Annotated in this window: 18 protein-coding genes; 10 read left to right on the forward strand and 8 right to left on the reverse strand. The window is 55.0% G+C overall.

Features of this window, described 5'->3' with window-relative positions; translation table 11 throughout:
- Nucleotides 1–45: 45 nt before the first annotated feature.
- Complete coding sequence (locus tag NR114_RS13530; RefSeq protein ID WP_046372957.1) at nt 46–1,131, reverse strand: YncE family protein; 1,086 nt, start codon at nt 1,129–1,131, stop codon at nt 46–48.
- A gap of 352 nt (nt 1,132–1,483) precedes the next feature.
- Between NR114_RS13530 and NR114_RS13535 the strand changes: the two genes are divergently transcribed.
- Complete coding sequence (locus tag NR114_RS13535; RefSeq protein WP_048762765.1) at nt 1,484–1,912, forward strand: molybdopterin-binding protein; 429 nt, start codon at nt 1,484–1,486, stop codon at nt 1,910–1,912.
- Nucleotides 1,913–1,972: 60 nt separating this feature from the next.
- On the opposite strand, the gene NR114_RS13540 is transcribed toward NR114_RS13535, so the two are convergent.
- Entirely contained in the window at nt 1,973–2,590 is a 618-nt protein-coding gene (locus tag NR114_RS13540; RefSeq protein ID WP_048762779.1) for a LysE family translocator, read from the reverse strand.
- Between the two features lie 200 nt (nt 2,591–2,790).
- Between NR114_RS13540 and NR114_RS13545 the strand changes: the two genes are divergently transcribed.
- Together NR114_RS13545 and NR114_RS13550 are read left to right on the forward strand one after the other, a co-directional pair.
- Nucleotides 2,791–3,246 carry an Lrp/AsnC family transcriptional regulator gene (locus tag NR114_RS13545; RefSeq protein WP_020828061.1) on the forward strand — a complete coding sequence of 152 codons (456 nt, stop codon included), beginning with the start codon at nt 2,791–2,793 and terminating at the stop codon, nt 3,244–3,246.
- A gap of 29 nt (nt 3,247–3,275) precedes the next feature.
- Nucleotides 3,276–3,482, forward strand: coding sequence for a DUF2767 family protein (locus tag NR114_RS13550; protein WP_020828062.1), 207 nt, complete (start codon nt 3,276–3,278; stop codon nt 3,480–3,482).
- 106 nt (nt 3,483–3,588) lie between these two features.
- Here NR114_RS13550 and NR114_RS13555 read toward each other — a convergent pair whose 3' ends face one another.
- Both NR114_RS13555 and NR114_RS13560 read right to left on the reverse strand, forming a co-directional pair.
- Entirely contained in the window at nt 3,589–4,797 is a 1,209-nt protein-coding gene (locus NR114_RS13555) for an NAD(P)/FAD-dependent oxidoreductase (RefSeq protein WP_234529413.1), read from the reverse strand.
- A 146-nt stretch (nt 4,798–4,943) separates the two neighbouring features.
- Nucleotides 4,944–5,486: an Rrf2 family transcriptional regulator gene (locus NR114_RS13560; protein WP_048762778.1), complete on the reverse strand. Its 543-nt coding sequence runs from the start codon at nt 5,484–5,486 to the stop codon at nt 4,944–4,946.
- 385 nt (nt 5,487–5,871) lie between these two features.
- Here NR114_RS13560 and NR114_RS13565 point away from each other — a divergent pair, with 385 nt between their 5' ends.
- Together NR114_RS13565 and arsC are read left to right on the forward strand one after the other, a co-directional pair.
- Complete coding sequence (locus tag NR114_RS13565; protein ID WP_020828065.1) at nt 5,872–7,341, forward strand: M48 family metallopeptidase; 1,470 nt, start codon at nt 5,872–5,874, stop codon at nt 7,339–7,341.
- A 22-nt stretch (nt 7,342–7,363) separates the two neighbouring features.
- Nucleotides 7,364–7,717 carry an arsenate reductase (glutaredoxin) gene (gene arsC, locus NR114_RS13570; protein ID WP_020828066.1) on the forward strand — a complete coding sequence of 118 codons (354 nt, stop codon included), beginning with the start codon at nt 7,364–7,366 and terminating at the stop codon, nt 7,715–7,717.
- A gap of 42 nt (nt 7,718–7,759) precedes the next feature.
- On the opposite strand, the gene hda is transcribed toward arsC, so the two are convergent.
- A complete protein-coding gene (gene hda, locus NR114_RS13575; RefSeq protein WP_041414814.1) occupies nt 7,760–8,461 on the reverse strand; it encodes a DnaA inactivator Hda in 702 nt (233 codons plus the stop codon).
- Between the two features lie 228 nt (nt 8,462–8,689).
- Here hda and NR114_RS13580 point away from each other — a divergent pair, with 228 nt between their 5' ends.
- Nucleotides 8,690–9,205 carry a hypothetical protein gene (locus NR114_RS13580; protein WP_020828070.1) on the forward strand — a complete coding sequence of 172 codons (516 nt, stop codon included), beginning with the start codon at nt 8,690–8,692 and terminating at the stop codon, nt 9,203–9,205.
- Nucleotides 9,206–9,233: 28 nt separating this feature from the next.
- Nucleotides 9,234–9,482: a GlsB/YeaQ/YmgE family stress response membrane protein gene (locus tag NR114_RS13585; RefSeq protein ID WP_002487967.1), complete on the forward strand. Its 249-nt coding sequence runs from the start codon at nt 9,234–9,236 to the stop codon at nt 9,480–9,482.
- A 215-nt stretch (nt 9,483–9,697) separates the two neighbouring features.
- On the opposite strand, the gene uraA is transcribed toward NR114_RS13585, so the two are convergent.
- Both uraA and upp read right to left on the reverse strand, forming a co-directional pair.
- Nucleotides 9,698–10,987 (reverse strand): uracil permease, encoded by a 1,290-nt coding sequence (gene uraA, locus NR114_RS13590; RefSeq protein ID WP_020828071.1) that lies wholly within the window; start codon nt 10,985–10,987, stop codon nt 9,698–9,700.
- Between the two features lie 209 nt (nt 10,988–11,196).
- Nucleotides 11,197–11,823 (reverse strand): uracil phosphoribosyltransferase, encoded by a 627-nt coding sequence (gene upp, locus NR114_RS13595; RefSeq protein ID WP_020828072.1) that lies wholly within the window; start codon nt 11,821–11,823, stop codon nt 11,197–11,199.
- 255 nt (nt 11,824–12,078) lie between these two features.
- On the opposite strand from upp, the gene purM reads away from it, so the two are divergent.
- From purM to speG, 3 genes are all read left to right on the forward strand, one after another.
- Complete coding sequence (purM, locus tag NR114_RS13600) at nt 12,079–13,119, forward strand: phosphoribosylformylglycinamidine cyclo-ligase (protein ID WP_020828073.1); 1,041 nt, start codon at nt 12,079–12,081, stop codon at nt 13,117–13,119.
- Nucleotides 13,116–13,754, forward strand: a complete 639-nt coding sequence (purN, locus tag NR114_RS13605; protein WP_048762761.1) for a phosphoribosylglycinamide formyltransferase — start codon at nt 13,116–13,118, stop codon at nt 13,752–13,754. The genes purM and purN overlap by 4 nt, the downstream gene beginning before the upstream one ends.
- Nucleotides 13,755–13,885: 131 nt before the next feature.
- On the forward strand, nt 13,886–14,440 hold the full coding sequence (speG, locus tag NR114_RS13610; RefSeq protein WP_020828075.1) for a spermidine N1-acetyltransferase: 555 nt from the start codon (nt 13,886–13,888) through the stop codon (nt 14,438–14,440).
- Nucleotides 14,441–14,721: 281 nt separating this feature from the next.
- On the opposite strand, the gene NR114_RS13615 is transcribed toward speG, so the two are convergent.
- A partial coding sequence (locus NR114_RS13615; protein WP_256814327.1) for a hypothetical protein occupies nt 14,722–14,982 on the reverse strand: 261 nt, incomplete at its 5' end.

Here is a 14,982-nt window from a genome sequence, read left to right on the forward strand (position 1 = left end):
TGAGGAGAAGTGGAACAAAATGGCCCGTTACCGGGCCGATAGAGCTTATTTATTTAAATCAATGCGAACGACGCTGTCCGGCCCCTGAGTAGAGTGATCCTTATTAAAGGGTTGCTTGACGGTGACAAACAGCACCTGGCCGTCTGGGGAAAGCTGCAGGCTGTTTGGATTTGGCGTTACCGCCCAGCTCTGTTTCACGGCATAGGTCGTGGCATTGAGGCTCAGCACCTTGCCGGACTCACGCTGCGAGAGGTAGATTTCATTGCGTTTGGCATTGAACAGCACCGCCAGAGAGTCGCCGACATCCAGCTGCTTGAGCAGTTTTCCACTATGAATATCCAGCACCAGCGTGGTTTTGGCTTTGGAATTGTCGGTCACAAACAGGCGCCCGGTTTCGCTGTCTTCCGCCAGGTTAAGCAGCAGCGCCGGCTTCTCGCCCAGTGGCTTCCAGCGTTTTTCGATTCGGTTGTTTTTCGGGTTGATGACCAGAATTTCACCACTGCCGTTCGCGGCGTACAAACGCTGGGTTTGTTCCGAGTAATGCAGGCCGGTCATCCATTTGCCGGTGTTTTTGATCCGCGCTTTTAATTTCAGCGTGTTGGCGTCCACCACCCAAATCAACGCCGGGTCAGCCACCGCGCCTACGTATAGCGTATCTTTGTGCAGCAGAATTTGACGCGCGCCATACGGCAGCCCTTTCTCGTTGCGTTCGCTAAACAGCAAGCGGCCTTTCACTTTGCCGTCGGCGGTATTGATCGCGCTGATGCCGCCGTCCAGGGAGTTAGTGACATAAAGGGTTTTGCCATCCGGGGAGATCTGCATGGCGAAGTTTTTCAGATCGGTGTGGGTAGCGCCGAGCGTTTTCAGCGTTTTCGCATCCAGCTTATAAACCACCCCGCCCTGCACATCTTTAAAGCCTTCGGAACTGGCCACGTACAAGGCATCGCCCGCCGGCGTCAGCGCCATCTCATACAGGCCATCCGCCAGATCGCGTCTAACCACGTTGTCGGCAGATTGAGCCGCCGCAGCGACAGGTTGGGCAATCGGAGAAGCGGCGTGCTGCTTAGGGGCGACGCAACCGCTCAGCGCCAGGGTCATCACCACGGCGAGCGCAGAAACTTTCATCTTCATCAGGAAATCCTTGGCCATATAAACTGATTGAGTGGAGGCTCTTGCGGATTATTTTTGGCTTTCTCAACAGGAGAAATGAGCTCCACCGTACGTCTCAATGTTTCCTTGTGAATGGGGGTTCACTTTATCGCAGGCGGCTGGACCGCCTTAGCTGCGAATGACAAAGAGAATAATAATCATACTCATTACTTTTTTGGCGAGCAAATGTAATTGGTCATCTTGAACAGGGGAAAACGTCGTGCTGCGAATGCCCTCCGCCGCTCACAGAATTATCTCGCGACATTGGCAAACGCGGCGGGAAGTGGTCATGCTGTAAGGCCATCTCATCCTCATGTCTGACCAAGGAGAATTTATGTCAGTTTCAGCCCGTAACCAGTTATCCGGCACCGTGTCTGCCGTCGCTAAAGGCGCCGTAAATGACGAGGTGGAAATCACTTTGCCGGGCGGCGAGAAGTTAGTCGCTATTGTGACGGTACAAAGCCAGCAGTCGCTTGGCCTGGTCGCCGGTAAGGAAGCGGTGGCGCTGATTAAGGCCCCCTGGGTTATTTTGGCTTCGGAAGACTGCGGACTGCGTTTCTCCGCCCGCAATCAATTCGCCGGGGAAGTCAGTGCAGTGGAGCAAGGGGCGGTAAACAGCACCGTGCACATTAAAACGGATACCGGTTTCAAACTGACCTCGGTGATCACCAATGAAAGCCTGCAGGAGATGGCGTTAAAGAACGGGGCCCGTGTCATCGCTCTGATCAAAGCCTCCTCCGTGCTGCTTGCCGTCAGGGCGTAGTTTCCAGTCCCTTTCAAGCCCGCATCGGCGGGCTTTTTAGTGAGGCAACTGCCTGAGACGTTACTTTATCCCCTGCTCGACAAGCAGCCCGACGGCGATCAACACCATGGCCGCGCCGGAAAAACGGCTGACGACCCGTGCAGCCTGCGGGCGCGTCTGCAGTACCGACTGCGAGCCATACCCCACGATCAAATAAACCACCCCGCAGCTGATCAGATGCAACAAGCCAAGCGCGAGAATTTGGTTGGGGATCGACCAACTGGCACCCGCATCGGTGAACTGAGGCAGTAAAGCCAAAAATAGCAGGAATACCTTGGGGTTCAGGCCGCTGACGCAAATGCCCTTGCCGGCCCAACGCAGCCAGGAGCCAGACGCCTGCGCATCGCCGGCGCTCGGCGTCGGGGGATGGCGCAGCATGTTGATGCCAATCCACAACAGGTAGCCAGCCCCCAGCAGGGTGAGCGCCGTGAGGGCCATAGGATTGCCTGTCACCAAAGCGCCCACGCCTGCCGCCACGATCGCTATAGCGATAAGGTGCCCACACAGCAACCCTACTACCGCAGGCACCACCACCCGCCCACGGATGCCGGCCGAGATGATGTACGCCCAGTCCAACCCCGGCGTAATAACGAACAGAATCGAAACGGCCCAGAAAGCCGCAAAAATGGCGAGCGTCATAAATATCGTCCCCGCCACCGACACGCGGCAGTCTGGCTTATCCATTTAATCACTTCGCGTTCCTCCGCTGGACAGCGTTAACAGGCCGAAAGCCATTTATGTCCAAAGTTGTTCAATTATTGAAAAGAATATCCCCAAGTTGTTAGAATGTGGTTTCAATTATTTGCTTATAAATCGCAAATTGAGGGAAATTTTTCCAAATGGACAAGATTGACCGCAAAATCCTTGCTGAACTTCAGTTTGATGGGCGTCTTTCTGTTACCGACCTGGCTGACCGAATTGGGCTGAGCGTTTCCCCCTGCCACCGCAGGGTGCGAGCGTTGGAACAATCTGGCGTGATCAGAGGCTATCGTGCTCACCTCGATCCCGGCAGTCTGGGCTTTAACTTTTCCGCGCTGGTTTTCGTCACCATGCGGGAAGGGGATCGCCAGGCTGTTGAAGCCTTCGAAAACGCCATGGTGGATATTCCCCAGGTTATCCAGGCGCAGCGATTGTTCGGCGATCCCGACTACCTGTTGCATGTCATCGCCCGCGATTTACCGGCTTTTCAGAGGCTTTACGACGAACAGCTTTCCGCCCTGCCCGGCGTTCAACGCCTGACCTCCACGCTGGTGATGAAAAGCGTGGTGCAGGACCGGCCCTTTCTGCCGTTGTAGATCACAATCAAATCCAGAAGGATACAGTTATGAACAGTGGTTTCGAGGACTCAAAGGCCTTGTACATCGGCATATGCACGGTGGTAGGCGATGCCTTTCTGGCGTTGGCCAATGAAGAGCATGAAACGCAAAAAGCGGACGTGATCAATGAGCTTAAAACGGCGATCACCCGCGAAGGTCGTGATGTCAATTTGGATGAAGCGCGCGAATTGGCAATTGAGTGGCTGGAGCGATAAGTAGCGCCGGTTACCTTGCTTTTACGGGCGTTACCAGGGTCATTACCGCTCTCTGGGCTGCCGTTCTGGTGAAAAAAATGGGAGCGTCTCCGCTCCCATAGGGTATTCAGGGCACAATCACGTAGTCGGGATTGGCAACGGCGAACAACGCCTGCCGATCCGCTGCCGGTGGATAAATCCACTGCGTATTGATTTCCTGTTTGATCTTTTTTCCCTCTTCACGCGTAAAGCGCACCTGACGATCCCAACCTTCGGTGTAGAGCGCGCCCCAGGCTCCAAGATCAAGGCAGGTCACATACTTTGGCTGGCTGTAAGGGTGCAGCGGCAAACCTACCAGTTCCGCTGCGGCATTGTGGCCCGCTACACGGCCCAGACTCATCGCATGCTGGCAGGTCATCAGGTTGTGATTGCCCAGCTCGTCGGTCGCTGCCTTGACCGTGTCCCCGCTAACAAACACGCCGTCCGCCGCAGGCGCGTGCAGGAAGGCATCACCGACAATACGTCCGGCACCGTCGCGCTCACCCGGGATTTGCTCAACTAATGGATGCGCCCGTACCCCGGCGGCCAGAATCACCGTATCGGTGGCGATGCGCTCACCGCCAGACAAAGTCACACTGCCTGCGTCAATAGCCGTAACGCGAACCCCGGCTCGAGACTCAACGCCACATTCTTCCAGTGCCTGGCGGATCACCACGGCAGGTTCAGCCCCCATGCCGGCGCCAACCTCGGCCGCCGTATCGACAATCACCACGCGAATATCGGCCTGGTTGCCCAAAATGGCACGTAAGCGCATCGGCATTTCAGCAGCGCTTTCCAGTCCGGTAAGCCCACCACCGACCACCACCACGGTATTGCGTGCCGGGGTCTCAGGTTGAGTCGCCAACGCTTTTAAATGGGCATCCAGCCGTTGCGCGCTTTGCAGCGTATCGACATTAAAACCATGCTCGGCAAAACCGGCGACCGCAGGCACGAACAGTTTGCTGCCGGTTGCCAGTACCAGCCGGTCATACGCCAACTGAAGTTTTTTCCCTTCGACGCTCTCCACCACCAGCGTCTTGTTTTCGCCGTCTATCTCCTCAACCAGACCGGCCAAATGACGAACGCCAATCGCAGCGAGCTGTGCCGAGATGTCCGGGCTCATATTTTCCAATACGGCTTCGTACAATCTAGGGCGGATGGTGACGTTCGGGGTCGGCGAAACCATCGTCACTTCAACGCTGTGTTCCTTACCGGCAAGCGCTACGGCTCGCATGGCGGAGACAGCGGCCCAAAACCCGGCAAAACCAGAACCGGCGATCACTATTTTCTGCGTCATGGAATGACTCCTTCAAATACCTGTTGTCGAGCGCCTGACGTATTTTTCAGGCGAGTTTTACCGCTGCCCCCCTGAAAAAGGGTGCAGAAGGGTGACCGCCTGTGGCACACAGGCGGGTAAAAAGCATCAGAAAAATGACGGGGGCGTTATTGCGGTTTGGCGCGAGGGGGCTTGCCGCTGCGAGTCGTACGCTCGCTCAGGCGTTCATCAAGCCAGATATTGACCTCGCCAAAGAACCCTTCCGGCGCCTTGCGCCCAAAACGAGAAGCGACAGTGCCCAGTGTTTGTAGCGCCAGCGCATCGCGCATGGCCTTTTCGGCCTGCAGCATCACCGCATGGATCGCACACTTGCCTGATATGGCCCAGTCAGGCGGGCTATCATCGAATACCGCGCAGCGACCGCGGACTTCCTGACAATCGAACAACGGCTTGTGTCCTTCAATGGCATCGATAATCTCCAGGAAAGTGATCTCCTCTGCCGGACGGGCCAACCGATACCCACCGCGCACGCCTTCGCTGGCGGCGACGATCCCCGCCTTCTCCAGCTTGGGGAAAATCTTGGCCAGGAAACTGGGTGAAATTCCCTGCAGTTCCGCGAGATCGCGACTGCTTAACGCGCGTTGATCCTCGCCGACCAACCAAAGCAAGCAGTGGATGCCGTATTCAACGCTGGTAGTGATGTAAGCCATATTGGGTTTGCGCTGCACTCTTGAATTCAATAACGCAGACTATATTAGTCCACGTTTATTCTGTCAATTAAAACACGGACAAACTTTGTCTTTGTTTTTTGTGGAGCGCGAAAAAACGCCAAGATGCAGGCGCAAGTACTTTGATCATCAAGGGAAGATTCAGAAATGAAAAATCAAACAATTCTGTCTGATTATTGCCGAACAGAAGTTTCCTTGTCGTCTTCGGCTGACTATGATGTTATCTGCCGACAGGGCGCCGCAATGCGTGCATTTTTGTGAGCCAACACGCTTTCGCACTGATTGTTTTGGCGAGTCCGGCAAGGAAGAAGAACTCTTGTGTGATGCTGACGTCTTAGAGATGACTATTTAAGGGAAAGGCCTGACTATGACCACCCGGTTGACCAAAACAGCGATTGCAGTACTGTTGCTCGGCACACTCAACGCCACGGCGCTGGCGCCGGTGCAGGCGGAAACCCAGGATCAACTGCCGGATATGGGCACCTCTGCGGGTGGCACCCTGAGTATTGGCCAGGAAATGGCGATGGGTGATTTTTACGTGCGTCAGCTTCGCGCCAGCGCGCCCCTGATCAACGATCCCCTACTCACACAATATATTAACCAATTGGGTAACCGATTGGTGGCGAGCGCCTATTCGGTACGCACGCCGTTTCATTTTTATCTGGTGCGCAACGACGAGATCAACGCCTTCGCCTTCTTTGGCGGTAACGTGGTGTTGCACTCAGCCCTGTTCCGCGAAACCGACAACGAAAGCCAACTCGCATCGGTACTGGCGCACGAAATCTCGCACGTGACTCAACGCCACCTGGCGCGAGCGATGGAAGACCAGCAACGCAACGCCCCGCTGACCTGGGTAGGTGCCCTTGGCTCCATCCTGCTGGCGATGGCCAACCCGACCATGGGGATGGCGGCGTTGAGCGGCACTCTGGCCGGCACCCAGCAAGGCATGATCAGCTTTACCCAATCGAACGAACAGGAAGCCGATCGTATTGGCATTCAGGTGCTGCAACGCGCCGGGTTCGATCCTGAAGCCATGCCCGACTTTTTGCAAAAGCTTTCCGATCAGTCACGCTACGCCTCCAAACCGCCGGAAATGCTGTTGACCCACCCCCTGCCCGACAGCCGCCTGTCCGATGCGCGCAACCGCGCCAACCAGATGCCCAAGCACCTGGTGCAATCGACGCAGGATTATCTGATGGCCAAGGTGCGTTCGCTTGGTATGTACAGCTCAGAGGGGTACGGCCTGCGTGAAGAGCTGCTCGATACTTACAGCAAAGGTAACGTACGCGAGCAGACGGCAGCCAAATATGGCCGCGCCATTTTGTTCTACGAGGCCAAAAAGTATGACGATGCCCGTAACATCATTCAGCCACTGCTGACGCAAGATCCGAAAAACGTCTGGCTGATCGATCTGATGACCGATATCGACCTCGGTCAGAAACGTGCGCCGCAGGCGATTGCCCGTCTGCAGGCCGCCAATGCCGCTCAAAGCAACAACCCGGTGCTGCAGCTCAACCTGGCCAACGCCTACGTGGAAGGTAACCAACCGGCGCAGGCGTCAAAAATTCTCAACCGTTACACCTTCGCCCATCCGGACGATCCCAACGCCTGGGATCTGCTGGCGCAGGCCAGCGCCGCACAGGGGCTGCGCGATGAAGAGCTTTCCGCCCGTGCCGAAAGCCTGGCCCTGACCGGCCGTCTCGATCAGGCTATTGGCTTGCTCAGCAATGCCAGTTCACTGCAAAAACTCGGCAGCCTGAAACAGGCGCGTTATGATGCTCGCATCGACCAACTGCGCCAGTTGCAACAGCGTTTCCGCCAGTACCAGCGCAGCTGATTTTCATAAAGGATGAAGTTAAATGAAAAACGTCACTATTTACCACAACCCACGCTGCTCCAAGAGCCGTGAAACCTTGGCGCTGTTGGAACAGCATGGCGTGACGCCCGACGTGGTGCTGTATCTGGAAACGCCGCCGTCGGTAGACCAACTGAAGAAACTGCTGAAAGAACTGGGTTTCAGTTCCGCACGCGAGTTAATGCGCAAAAAAGAAGATCTGTACAAGGCATTGAAGCTGGCGGATGAAAGCCTGAGCGAAGCCCAACTGTTGCAGGCGATGGTAGACAATCCAAAGCTGATTGAGCGTCCCATCGTGGTCAAAGGCACCCAGGCACGCATCGGTCGGCCACCGGAACAGGTGCTGGAGATTTTATAAGTTTAGCCAGGGCGCTCGTTTAGAGTGCCCGAAATGGCTCTGCTACAGCCCGAGGATCTCTTTCACAAACGGGATGGTCAGCTTGCGTTGGGCGGTGATCGAGGCGTGATCGAGTTGATCCAGGGTCATAAACAAGGTGCGCATTTCGCGATCCAGCCGCTTCAGCAGGAAACGACCGACGTCTTCCGGCAGCTCAAAGCCGCGCAGTTTGCCGCGCAGTTGCAGGGCCAGCAGTTTTTCTTCATCTGACAGCGGCTGTAACTTGTAGATTTGCCCCCAGTCCAGGCGAGAAGCGAGGTCGGGTAGATGAAGGTTCAATTGACGTGGCGGACGATCGCCGGTAATGAACAGGCGCGTGCGGCCGGTTTCCAGAATGCGGTTGTAGAGATTAAAGATCGCCATTTCCCACTCTTCGTCACCGGCAATGCATTCGATATTGTCGATGCACACCAGCGCCAGCTGCTCCATCCCGTCCAAGACTTCCGGCACGAAATAGGCTCGCTTATCCAGCGGCACATAGCCCACGGCTTCACCGCGCTGCGAAAGCTCCGCACAGGCCGCATGCAACAGGTGACTGCGCCCACCGCCCTCGCGTGACCAGAAATAGATATAGCTGCCATGTTCCTGACGAACGGCGGACTGGATCGCGCTCAATAGGGATGGGTTCTCCCCCGGATAAAAACTGGCGAAAGTCTCATCATCGGGAAGATAAAGTGGCAGTGAAAGCTGTGCCGGCGTATTCAGAAAAGCACCTCAACCAAAACTGGCAGGAAAACGCGGTAAGTCTACCACAGAAAACGGGCTCTGTTGAACCGGCAGGATTTTATGGCGTAATAGTGAACAACGCTCGGCAGCAAGATTAAATTGCCAACGACTTTCACCGGTGAAATTTGTATTTTATCCAAGAGTTATCCTAGTATAGAGGGGCGAAACGCAATCTCCTTAAACAAGGTTTCTACAAGGATATAGACAATGAAAGTATGGAATAAAGTGCTTTTGGCCTCAATCATTGGGCTATTGCTTGCCGGCTGTGATGACTCATCCAAAGTCGACGCCAATCTTGAAAAAGCCAAAGACAGCGCTGAGCAGATGAAAGATGCCGCACAGAAAAAAGCGGACGATCTGACCGATAAAGCCGCCGCAGTGGCCAAGGACATCAAGAAAGAGGCCACCACTCAGGCCGACCAATTGAAAGACAAGGCTTCGGCAATCAAAGACGATGCCGCCAAGCAGGCTGATGCCATCACCAATGATGCGAAAGCCAAGGCTGACGCCATCAAAGAGGATGCCAGCAAGCAAAGCCAGCAGTTGGTCGATCAGGCTAAAACCATTAAGAACGATGCCATTAATGGTGCCAATGATTTGACCGAGCAAGCCAAAGCGAAAACCGAAGCGATTAAAAACAGCGCAGAAAATAAAGCGGAAGAATTAAAAAGTGATGCCGATGCAGCAGGGAAAGAAAATACCCCGCCGGCCGCACAACAATAATACTTAGCAATAAAGAAAGGAGCAGTAAATGGGGATTATTTCCTGGATTATCTTCGGTCTGATCGCCGGTATTTTAGCCAAGTGGATTATGCCAGGCAAAGACGGCGGCGGTTTTATTCTGACCGTTGTCCTGGGTATCGTCGGTGCCGTGGTTGGGGGCTATATCAGCACCTTCTTTGGCTACGGCAGAGTTGACGGTTTCAACTTCGGCAGCTTCGTGGTGGCGGTGATTGGTGCCATCGTGGTGCTGTTTGTATACCGTAAAATCCGCAGTTAATTTATTGCGCATCAACAAAACGGGCAGCCCATTGGCTGCCCGTGAGACGGCTGACAAACATATAATGTTTGGCGGCAGGCGCTAAAGGTTTTGAAAATAAATCAGGAAAATCAATTTATTGATTTTCGGCTGATAACACAAAGGGGGAAAAACCACGCTTTTATCCCCTTTGTCAATAATCTGACGGGCAGCCCATTGGCTGCCCGTTTTCCTTACTACTTCTGTTCGGCCGACTCGTCCGGCGCTTCGATCACTTCCTCTTCCTTGCGGTACAGGCTGATGACCTTAAACAGCAGGCTGAGACCGATGCCGACGATGGTCGCCAGCGCCATGCCTTTCAACTCGGCAGCACCGATGTGCACCTTGGCCCCGCTGACGCCGATAATCAGGATCACCGAGGTCAGGATCAGGTTTTGCGCCTTGTTGTAATCCACTTTGGATTCAATCAGCACACGAATACCTGACGCGCCGATCACCCCATACAGCAGCAAAGAGACCCCGCCCATCACCGGCACCGGTACCGCCTGGATAGCCGCCGCCAGTTTACCGACGCAGGACAGCAGAATGGCCAGAACCGCCGCGCCGCCGATCACCCAGGTGCTGTATACCTTGGTGATAGCCATCACGCCGATATTCTCACCGTAGGTGGTGTTTGGCGTGGAGCCGAAGAAGCCTGAAATCACCGTCGATATGCCATTAGCGAACATTGAACGGTGCAGGCCAGGGTCACGGAGCAGGTCTTTTTTGACGATATTCGCAGTCACCACCAAGTGGCCGACGTGCTCGGCGATCACCACCAGCGCCGCCGGCAGGATGGTGAAGATGGCGAACCATTCAAAACGCGGGGTGTAGAACGTCGGCAGCGCGAACCAGTGCGCCTCGCGGATCGGGGTCAGATCCACCACGCCCATAAAGAACGACAGCGCATACCCTACCAGCACACCGATCAGGATCGGGATAATCGCCAGAAAACCACGGAACAGCACGGAACCCAGGATGGTCACGCCCAGCGTCACCAGCGAGATAGTGATAGTAGTGGTGTCTGCGCTGACGCCGTCAGCCGGCAACAAGCCCGCCATGTTCGCCGCCACACCGGCCAATTCCAGGCCGATGACCGCCACAATCGCCCCCATCGCCGCCGGAGGGAAAATGACGTCCAGCCAGCCGGTACCGGCTTTTTTTACCAGCAACGCGACCAGGCAAAACAGCACCCCGCACATGATAAAACCGCCCAACGCCACTTCATAACCCAACGGCAACAGCAGCAGCACCGGGGAAATAAACGCAAAGCTGGAGCCGAGATAGGCCGGGATCTTGCCCTTGCAGATAAACAGGTACAGCAAGGTTCCGACGCCGTTAAACAGCAGCACCGTCGCTGGGTTAATCTTGAACAAAATAGGCACCAGCACGGTCGCGCCAAACATGGCAAACAGGTGTTGGAAGCTGAGCGGAATAGTCTGGAGTAGCGGCGGGCGTTCGCTTACGCCTATCACGCGACGGGTCATGGATGTTTTTCCTCTGGGTCGTTATCAGTTGTGTAAGCCTAATGATATATGCTCAATGGATTTCAAGTTACAGCTAGGCGGCAAGGGCGTTAATCCCCTGGAGCTTATTTATAATAAGTGACTGGGGTTAGCGCCCGCAGACAACAACGCTGTAGCTTGAAAGACGACGAGCATTAAAAAGCCGACTCATCAGTCGGCTTTATTTTTGTTTATTTGGTACCAAATATCTTGTCGCCCGCATCACCCAGGCCCGGTACGATGTAGCCCTTCTCGTTCAGGCATTGATCGATGGAGGCCGTATACAGCTCGACGTCCGGGTGCGCTTTCTCCAGCGCGGCGATCCCTTCCGGCGCGGCAACCAGCACCAGCACCTTGATGCTGTTGCAGCCGGCTTTCTTCAGCAGATCGATAGTGGCGATCATCGAGCCGCCGGTAGCCAGCATAGGGTCGACAACCAGTGCCAAACGCTCTTCGATGTTGGACACCAGCTTTTGGAAATACGGCACCGGCTCCAGAGTTTCTTCGTCACGGTAAACGCCAACCACGCTGATACGTGCGCTCGGTACGTTTTCCAGTACCCCTTCCATCATGCCCAGACCGGCACGCAGAATAGGCACAACGGTAATTTTTTTCCCTTTAATCTGGTCTATTTCAACCGGGCCGCACCAGCCATCGATGGTGACTTTCTCTGTTTCCAGATCGGCGGTCGCTTCATAGGTCAGCAAACTACCCACTTCTGAGGCCAGCTCACGGAAGCGTTTGGTGCTGATATCATTTTCACGCATCAGGCCAAGCTTGTGTTTCACCAGCGGGTGTTTCACCTCAACGATCTTCATCATTTTTCTCCTATTAAGGTGGTTTACGGCCAAAAAAATCGCCGGATTATACCTCCTTTTGCCGACTGCGCCACCCACAATAGCCCGATCGGGATCAACAAAAGTTTGAATAACAGTATAGATGACGAAAAAGCGGAGCTGGTTCACAAGCCACTCGCAAACGTTTGCCTGCGCTGTTAGAATTGCCGCGCCTTATTCCGGAATCAATGCCGGAAGCACAGTATTCAAACCGCAAACCGTCGTGGGGATCGCGCAGTGACCGACAAAACCTCTCTCAGCTATAAAGACGCAGGTGTCGATATCGATGCTGGCAATGCATTGGTAGACCGCATCAAAGGTGTAGTAAAACAGACCCGCCGCCCGGAAGTGATGGGTGGTCTGGGCGGTTTTGGCGCCCTGTGTGCGTTGCCGCAGAAATACCGCGAGCCGATACTGGTTTCCGGTACCGACGGCGTAGGCACCAAGCTGCGTCTGGCGATGGACCTGAAACGACACGACACCATCGGCATCGATTTGGTCGCAATGTGTGTGAACGACCTGGTGGTTCAGGGCGCTGAGCCGCTGTTCTTCCTGGATTACTTTGCCACCGGCAAACTGGACGTGGACACCGCGGCCAGCGTGATCACCGGCATCGCCGAAGGCTGTAAGCAGTCTGGCTGTGCTCTGGTGGGCGGTGAAACCGCTGAAATGCCGGGCATGTACCATGGCGAAGACTACGACGTGGCCGGCTTTTGCGTCGGCGTGGTCGAAAAGTCCGAGATTATCGACGGCAGCAAAGTGCAGTCCGGCGACGCACTGATCGCCCTGGGCGCTTCCGGCCCGCACTCCAACGGCTACTCGCTGGTACGCAAAATTCTGGAAGTCAGCAACACCGACCCAACCACTACCGTTCTGGAAGGCAAACCGCTGGCGGACCACCTGCTGGCGCCGACCAAGATTTACGTGAAATCGGTGCTGGAGCTGATCGAGAAAATCGACGTGCACGCTATCGCCCACCTGACCGGTGGCGGCTTCTGGGAAAACATCCCGCGCGTGCTGCCGGAAGGCATGCAGGCCGTGATCGAAGAATCCAGCTGGCAATGGCCGGCCGTCTTCAACTGGCTGCAGCAAAACGGCAACGTCAGCCGTCACGAAATGTACCGCACCTTTAACTGTGGCGTGGGCATGGTGATCGCGCTGCCGGAGGAAGCCGTGGAATCCGCCATCGCATTGTTGACCGCAGCCGGTGAAAAAGCGTGGAAGATCGGTAAACTGACCGCTTCTTCTGACGAACAACAAGTGGTCATCAACGGATGAAAAAGATCGTGGTGTTGGTCTCCGGCCAGGGGAGTAATCTCCAGGCGCTGATTGACGCCTGCCAGCAGGGCAGAATTGCCGGCGAGATTGTGGCGGTGTTCAGCAACAGGGCGCAGGCTTACGGTTTGCAACGTGCAGAAGCGGCAGGTATTGCCGCTCATGCACTGGACGCCAAGGCCTTTGCCGACCGGGCCGCGTTTGACGTCGCCCTGGCGGATGCCATCGACCAATACCAACCGGATCTGGTGGTGCTGGCCGGTTACATGCGCATTCTCAGCCCGCAGTTCGTGCAGCGCTATGCCGGACGCATGCTGAATATCCACCCTTCCCTGCTGCCCAAATACCCTGGGCTGCATACTCACCGTCAGGCCATCGACAACGGCGACAGCGAACACGGCACTTCGGTGCACTTCGTGACCGAACAGCTCGACGGCGGCCCGGTGATCCTGCAGGCCAAGGTGCCAATCTTCCCCGGTGACGAGGAAGACGAGGTGGTTGAACGGGTACAGGCTCAGGAACATACCCTTTACCCGCTGGTGGTGAACTGGTTTGTCGAAGGCCGCCTGGCGATGCGCGATAACGCCGCCTGGCTGGATGGCGAGCGCCTGCCCGAACAAGGGCATGCGGCAGACTAAAAAGCCAATCTTAACCCCTTCTAAACGGTGCCGCTCACGGCGCCGTTTTTTTTTCGCCGCAACCCATCGCCGACGTTATACTTGCCCACAGTTGCAACCGCCCCTATCTATAACGACATTGAGGAACCCCCATGTCCAGCACTACCAACGTCAGGCTACGCCCACTGGAACGGGATGATTTGACGTTTGTCCATCAGATGGACAACAACGCCAGCGTGATGCGCTACTGGTTTGAAGAACCCTATGAAGCCTTCGTAGAACTTTCCGATCTCTACGACAAACATATCCACGACCAGAGCGAACGCCGCTTTATCATCGAACACCAGGGTGCCAAGGTCGGGCTGGTGGAGTTGGTGGAGATCGACCATATCCACCGCCGCGCGGAATTTCAGATCATCATCGACCCGACGCATCAGGGCAAAGGCTACGCCACTATCGCCGCCAAGCTGGCGATGGACTACGGTTTCTCGGTACTGAACCTGTACAAGCTGTACCTGATCGTCGATAAAGAAAACCCGAAGGCAATCCACATCTACAGCAAATTGGGCTTTGAAGTCGAAGGCGAGCTGATTGACGAATTCTTCGTTAACGGTGAATACCGTACCGTGCTGCGCATGTGCATCTTCCAGCCGCAGTACATGGCGAAATTCAAAACCGCCGCCAGCGATCAACCTTTGGTTAAGTGACAATAAAAAACCCGCGAGAGCGGGTTTTTCAGGCGCTGCAGTTAACTCCATGCCCGTTTTATAAAAACGACTTCGATATACCGCTTACGCAAATTCGTGCGTTAATTGTAATTGGCGCTGCCGAAGTATTGTGTGCGACAAAAGTTACCGCACCAGCAGATGTTGAATAACAATTCATGATTAACGTCGGGTAAATAGTATCCAGTGACCACGCAATCGCCGCGCCAGAGGTTAATAATTTTGCTTTTATTCTCCCCGGCAGGAGTACACAAATACGTTTATCACTCTTTGCCAAATACCTGGCCCCTTCGATTGCTGAAGGATGAAATGTTAAACGATTTTAACTGGATGGGATCCGCTGCTCTTGCCCCTTCATTCTTCACCAGTTTATCTTCGGAGCTACCATCGTTGACGACAAGGGGTGAGACTTGAATTAATGACCGACGACCCGCCGCGTACTGGAAAATCTTGCCTGCGCGCTTGTTGCCCTCTTCTCGATAAGACCGTATCTCACTATGCATATTGGTATTTTTGACGTAAGA

Source organism: Serratia sp. Ser99 (genome assembly GCF_024519545.1).
Taxonomy (GTDB): domain Bacteria; phylum Pseudomonadota; class Gammaproteobacteria; order Enterobacterales; family Enterobacteriaceae; genus Serratia; species Serratia liquefaciens.

What these genes read in the sequence shown, in the direction of transcription:
- NR114_RS13530 (WP_046372957.1), bottom strand. Translation starts at nt 1,131, where the DNA reads ATGAAGATGAAAGTTTCTGCGCTCGCCGTGGTGATGACCCTGGCGCTG.
- NR114_RS13535 (WP_048762765.1), top strand. Translation starts at nt 1,484, where the DNA reads ATGTCAGTTTCAGCCCGTAACCAGTTATCCGGCACCGTGTCTGCCGTC.
- NR114_RS13540 (WP_048762779.1), bottom strand. Translation starts at nt 2,590, where the DNA reads ATGACGCTCGCCATTTTTGCGGCTTTCTGGGCCGTTTCGATTCTGTTC.
- NR114_RS13545 (WP_020828061.1), top strand. Translation starts at nt 2,791, where the DNA reads ATGGACAAGATTGACCGCAAAATCCTTGCTGAACTTCAGTTTGATGGG.
- NR114_RS13550 (WP_020828062.1), top strand. Translation starts at nt 3,276, where the DNA reads ATGAACAGTGGTTTCGAGGACTCAAAGGCCTTGTACATCGGCATATGC.
- NR114_RS13555 (WP_234529413.1), bottom strand. Translation starts at nt 4,797, where the DNA reads ATGACGCAGAAAATAGTGATCGCCGGTTCTGGTTTTGCCGGGTTTTGG.
- NR114_RS13560 (WP_048762778.1), bottom strand. Translation starts at nt 5,486, where the DNA reads ATGGCTTACATCACTACCAGCGTTGAATACGGCATCCACTGCTTGCTT.
- NR114_RS13565 (WP_020828065.1), top strand. Translation starts at nt 5,872, where the DNA reads ATGACCACCCGGTTGACCAAAACAGCGATTGCAGTACTGTTGCTCGGC.
- arsC (WP_020828066.1), top strand. Translation starts at nt 7,364, where the DNA reads ATGAAAAACGTCACTATTTACCACAACCCACGCTGCTCCAAGAGCCGT.
- NR114_RS13580 (WP_020828070.1), top strand. Translation starts at nt 8,690, where the DNA reads ATGAAAGTATGGAATAAAGTGCTTTTGGCCTCAATCATTGGGCTATTG.
- NR114_RS13585 (WP_002487967.1), top strand. Translation starts at nt 9,234, where the DNA reads ATGGGGATTATTTCCTGGATTATCTTCGGTCTGATCGCCGGTATTTTA.
- uraA (WP_020828071.1), bottom strand. Translation starts at nt 10,987, where the DNA reads ATGACCCGTCGCGTGATAGGCGTAAGCGAACGCCCGCCGCTACTCCAG.
- upp (WP_020828072.1), bottom strand. Translation starts at nt 11,823, where the DNA reads ATGAAGATCGTTGAGGTGAAACACCCGCTGGTGAAACACAAGCTTGGC.
- purN (WP_048762761.1), top strand. Translation starts at nt 13,116, where the DNA reads ATGAAAAAGATCGTGGTGTTGGTCTCCGGCCAGGGGAGTAATCTCCAG.
- speG (WP_020828075.1), top strand. Translation starts at nt 13,886, where the DNA reads ATGTCCAGCACTACCAACGTCAGGCTACGCCCACTGGAACGGGATGAT.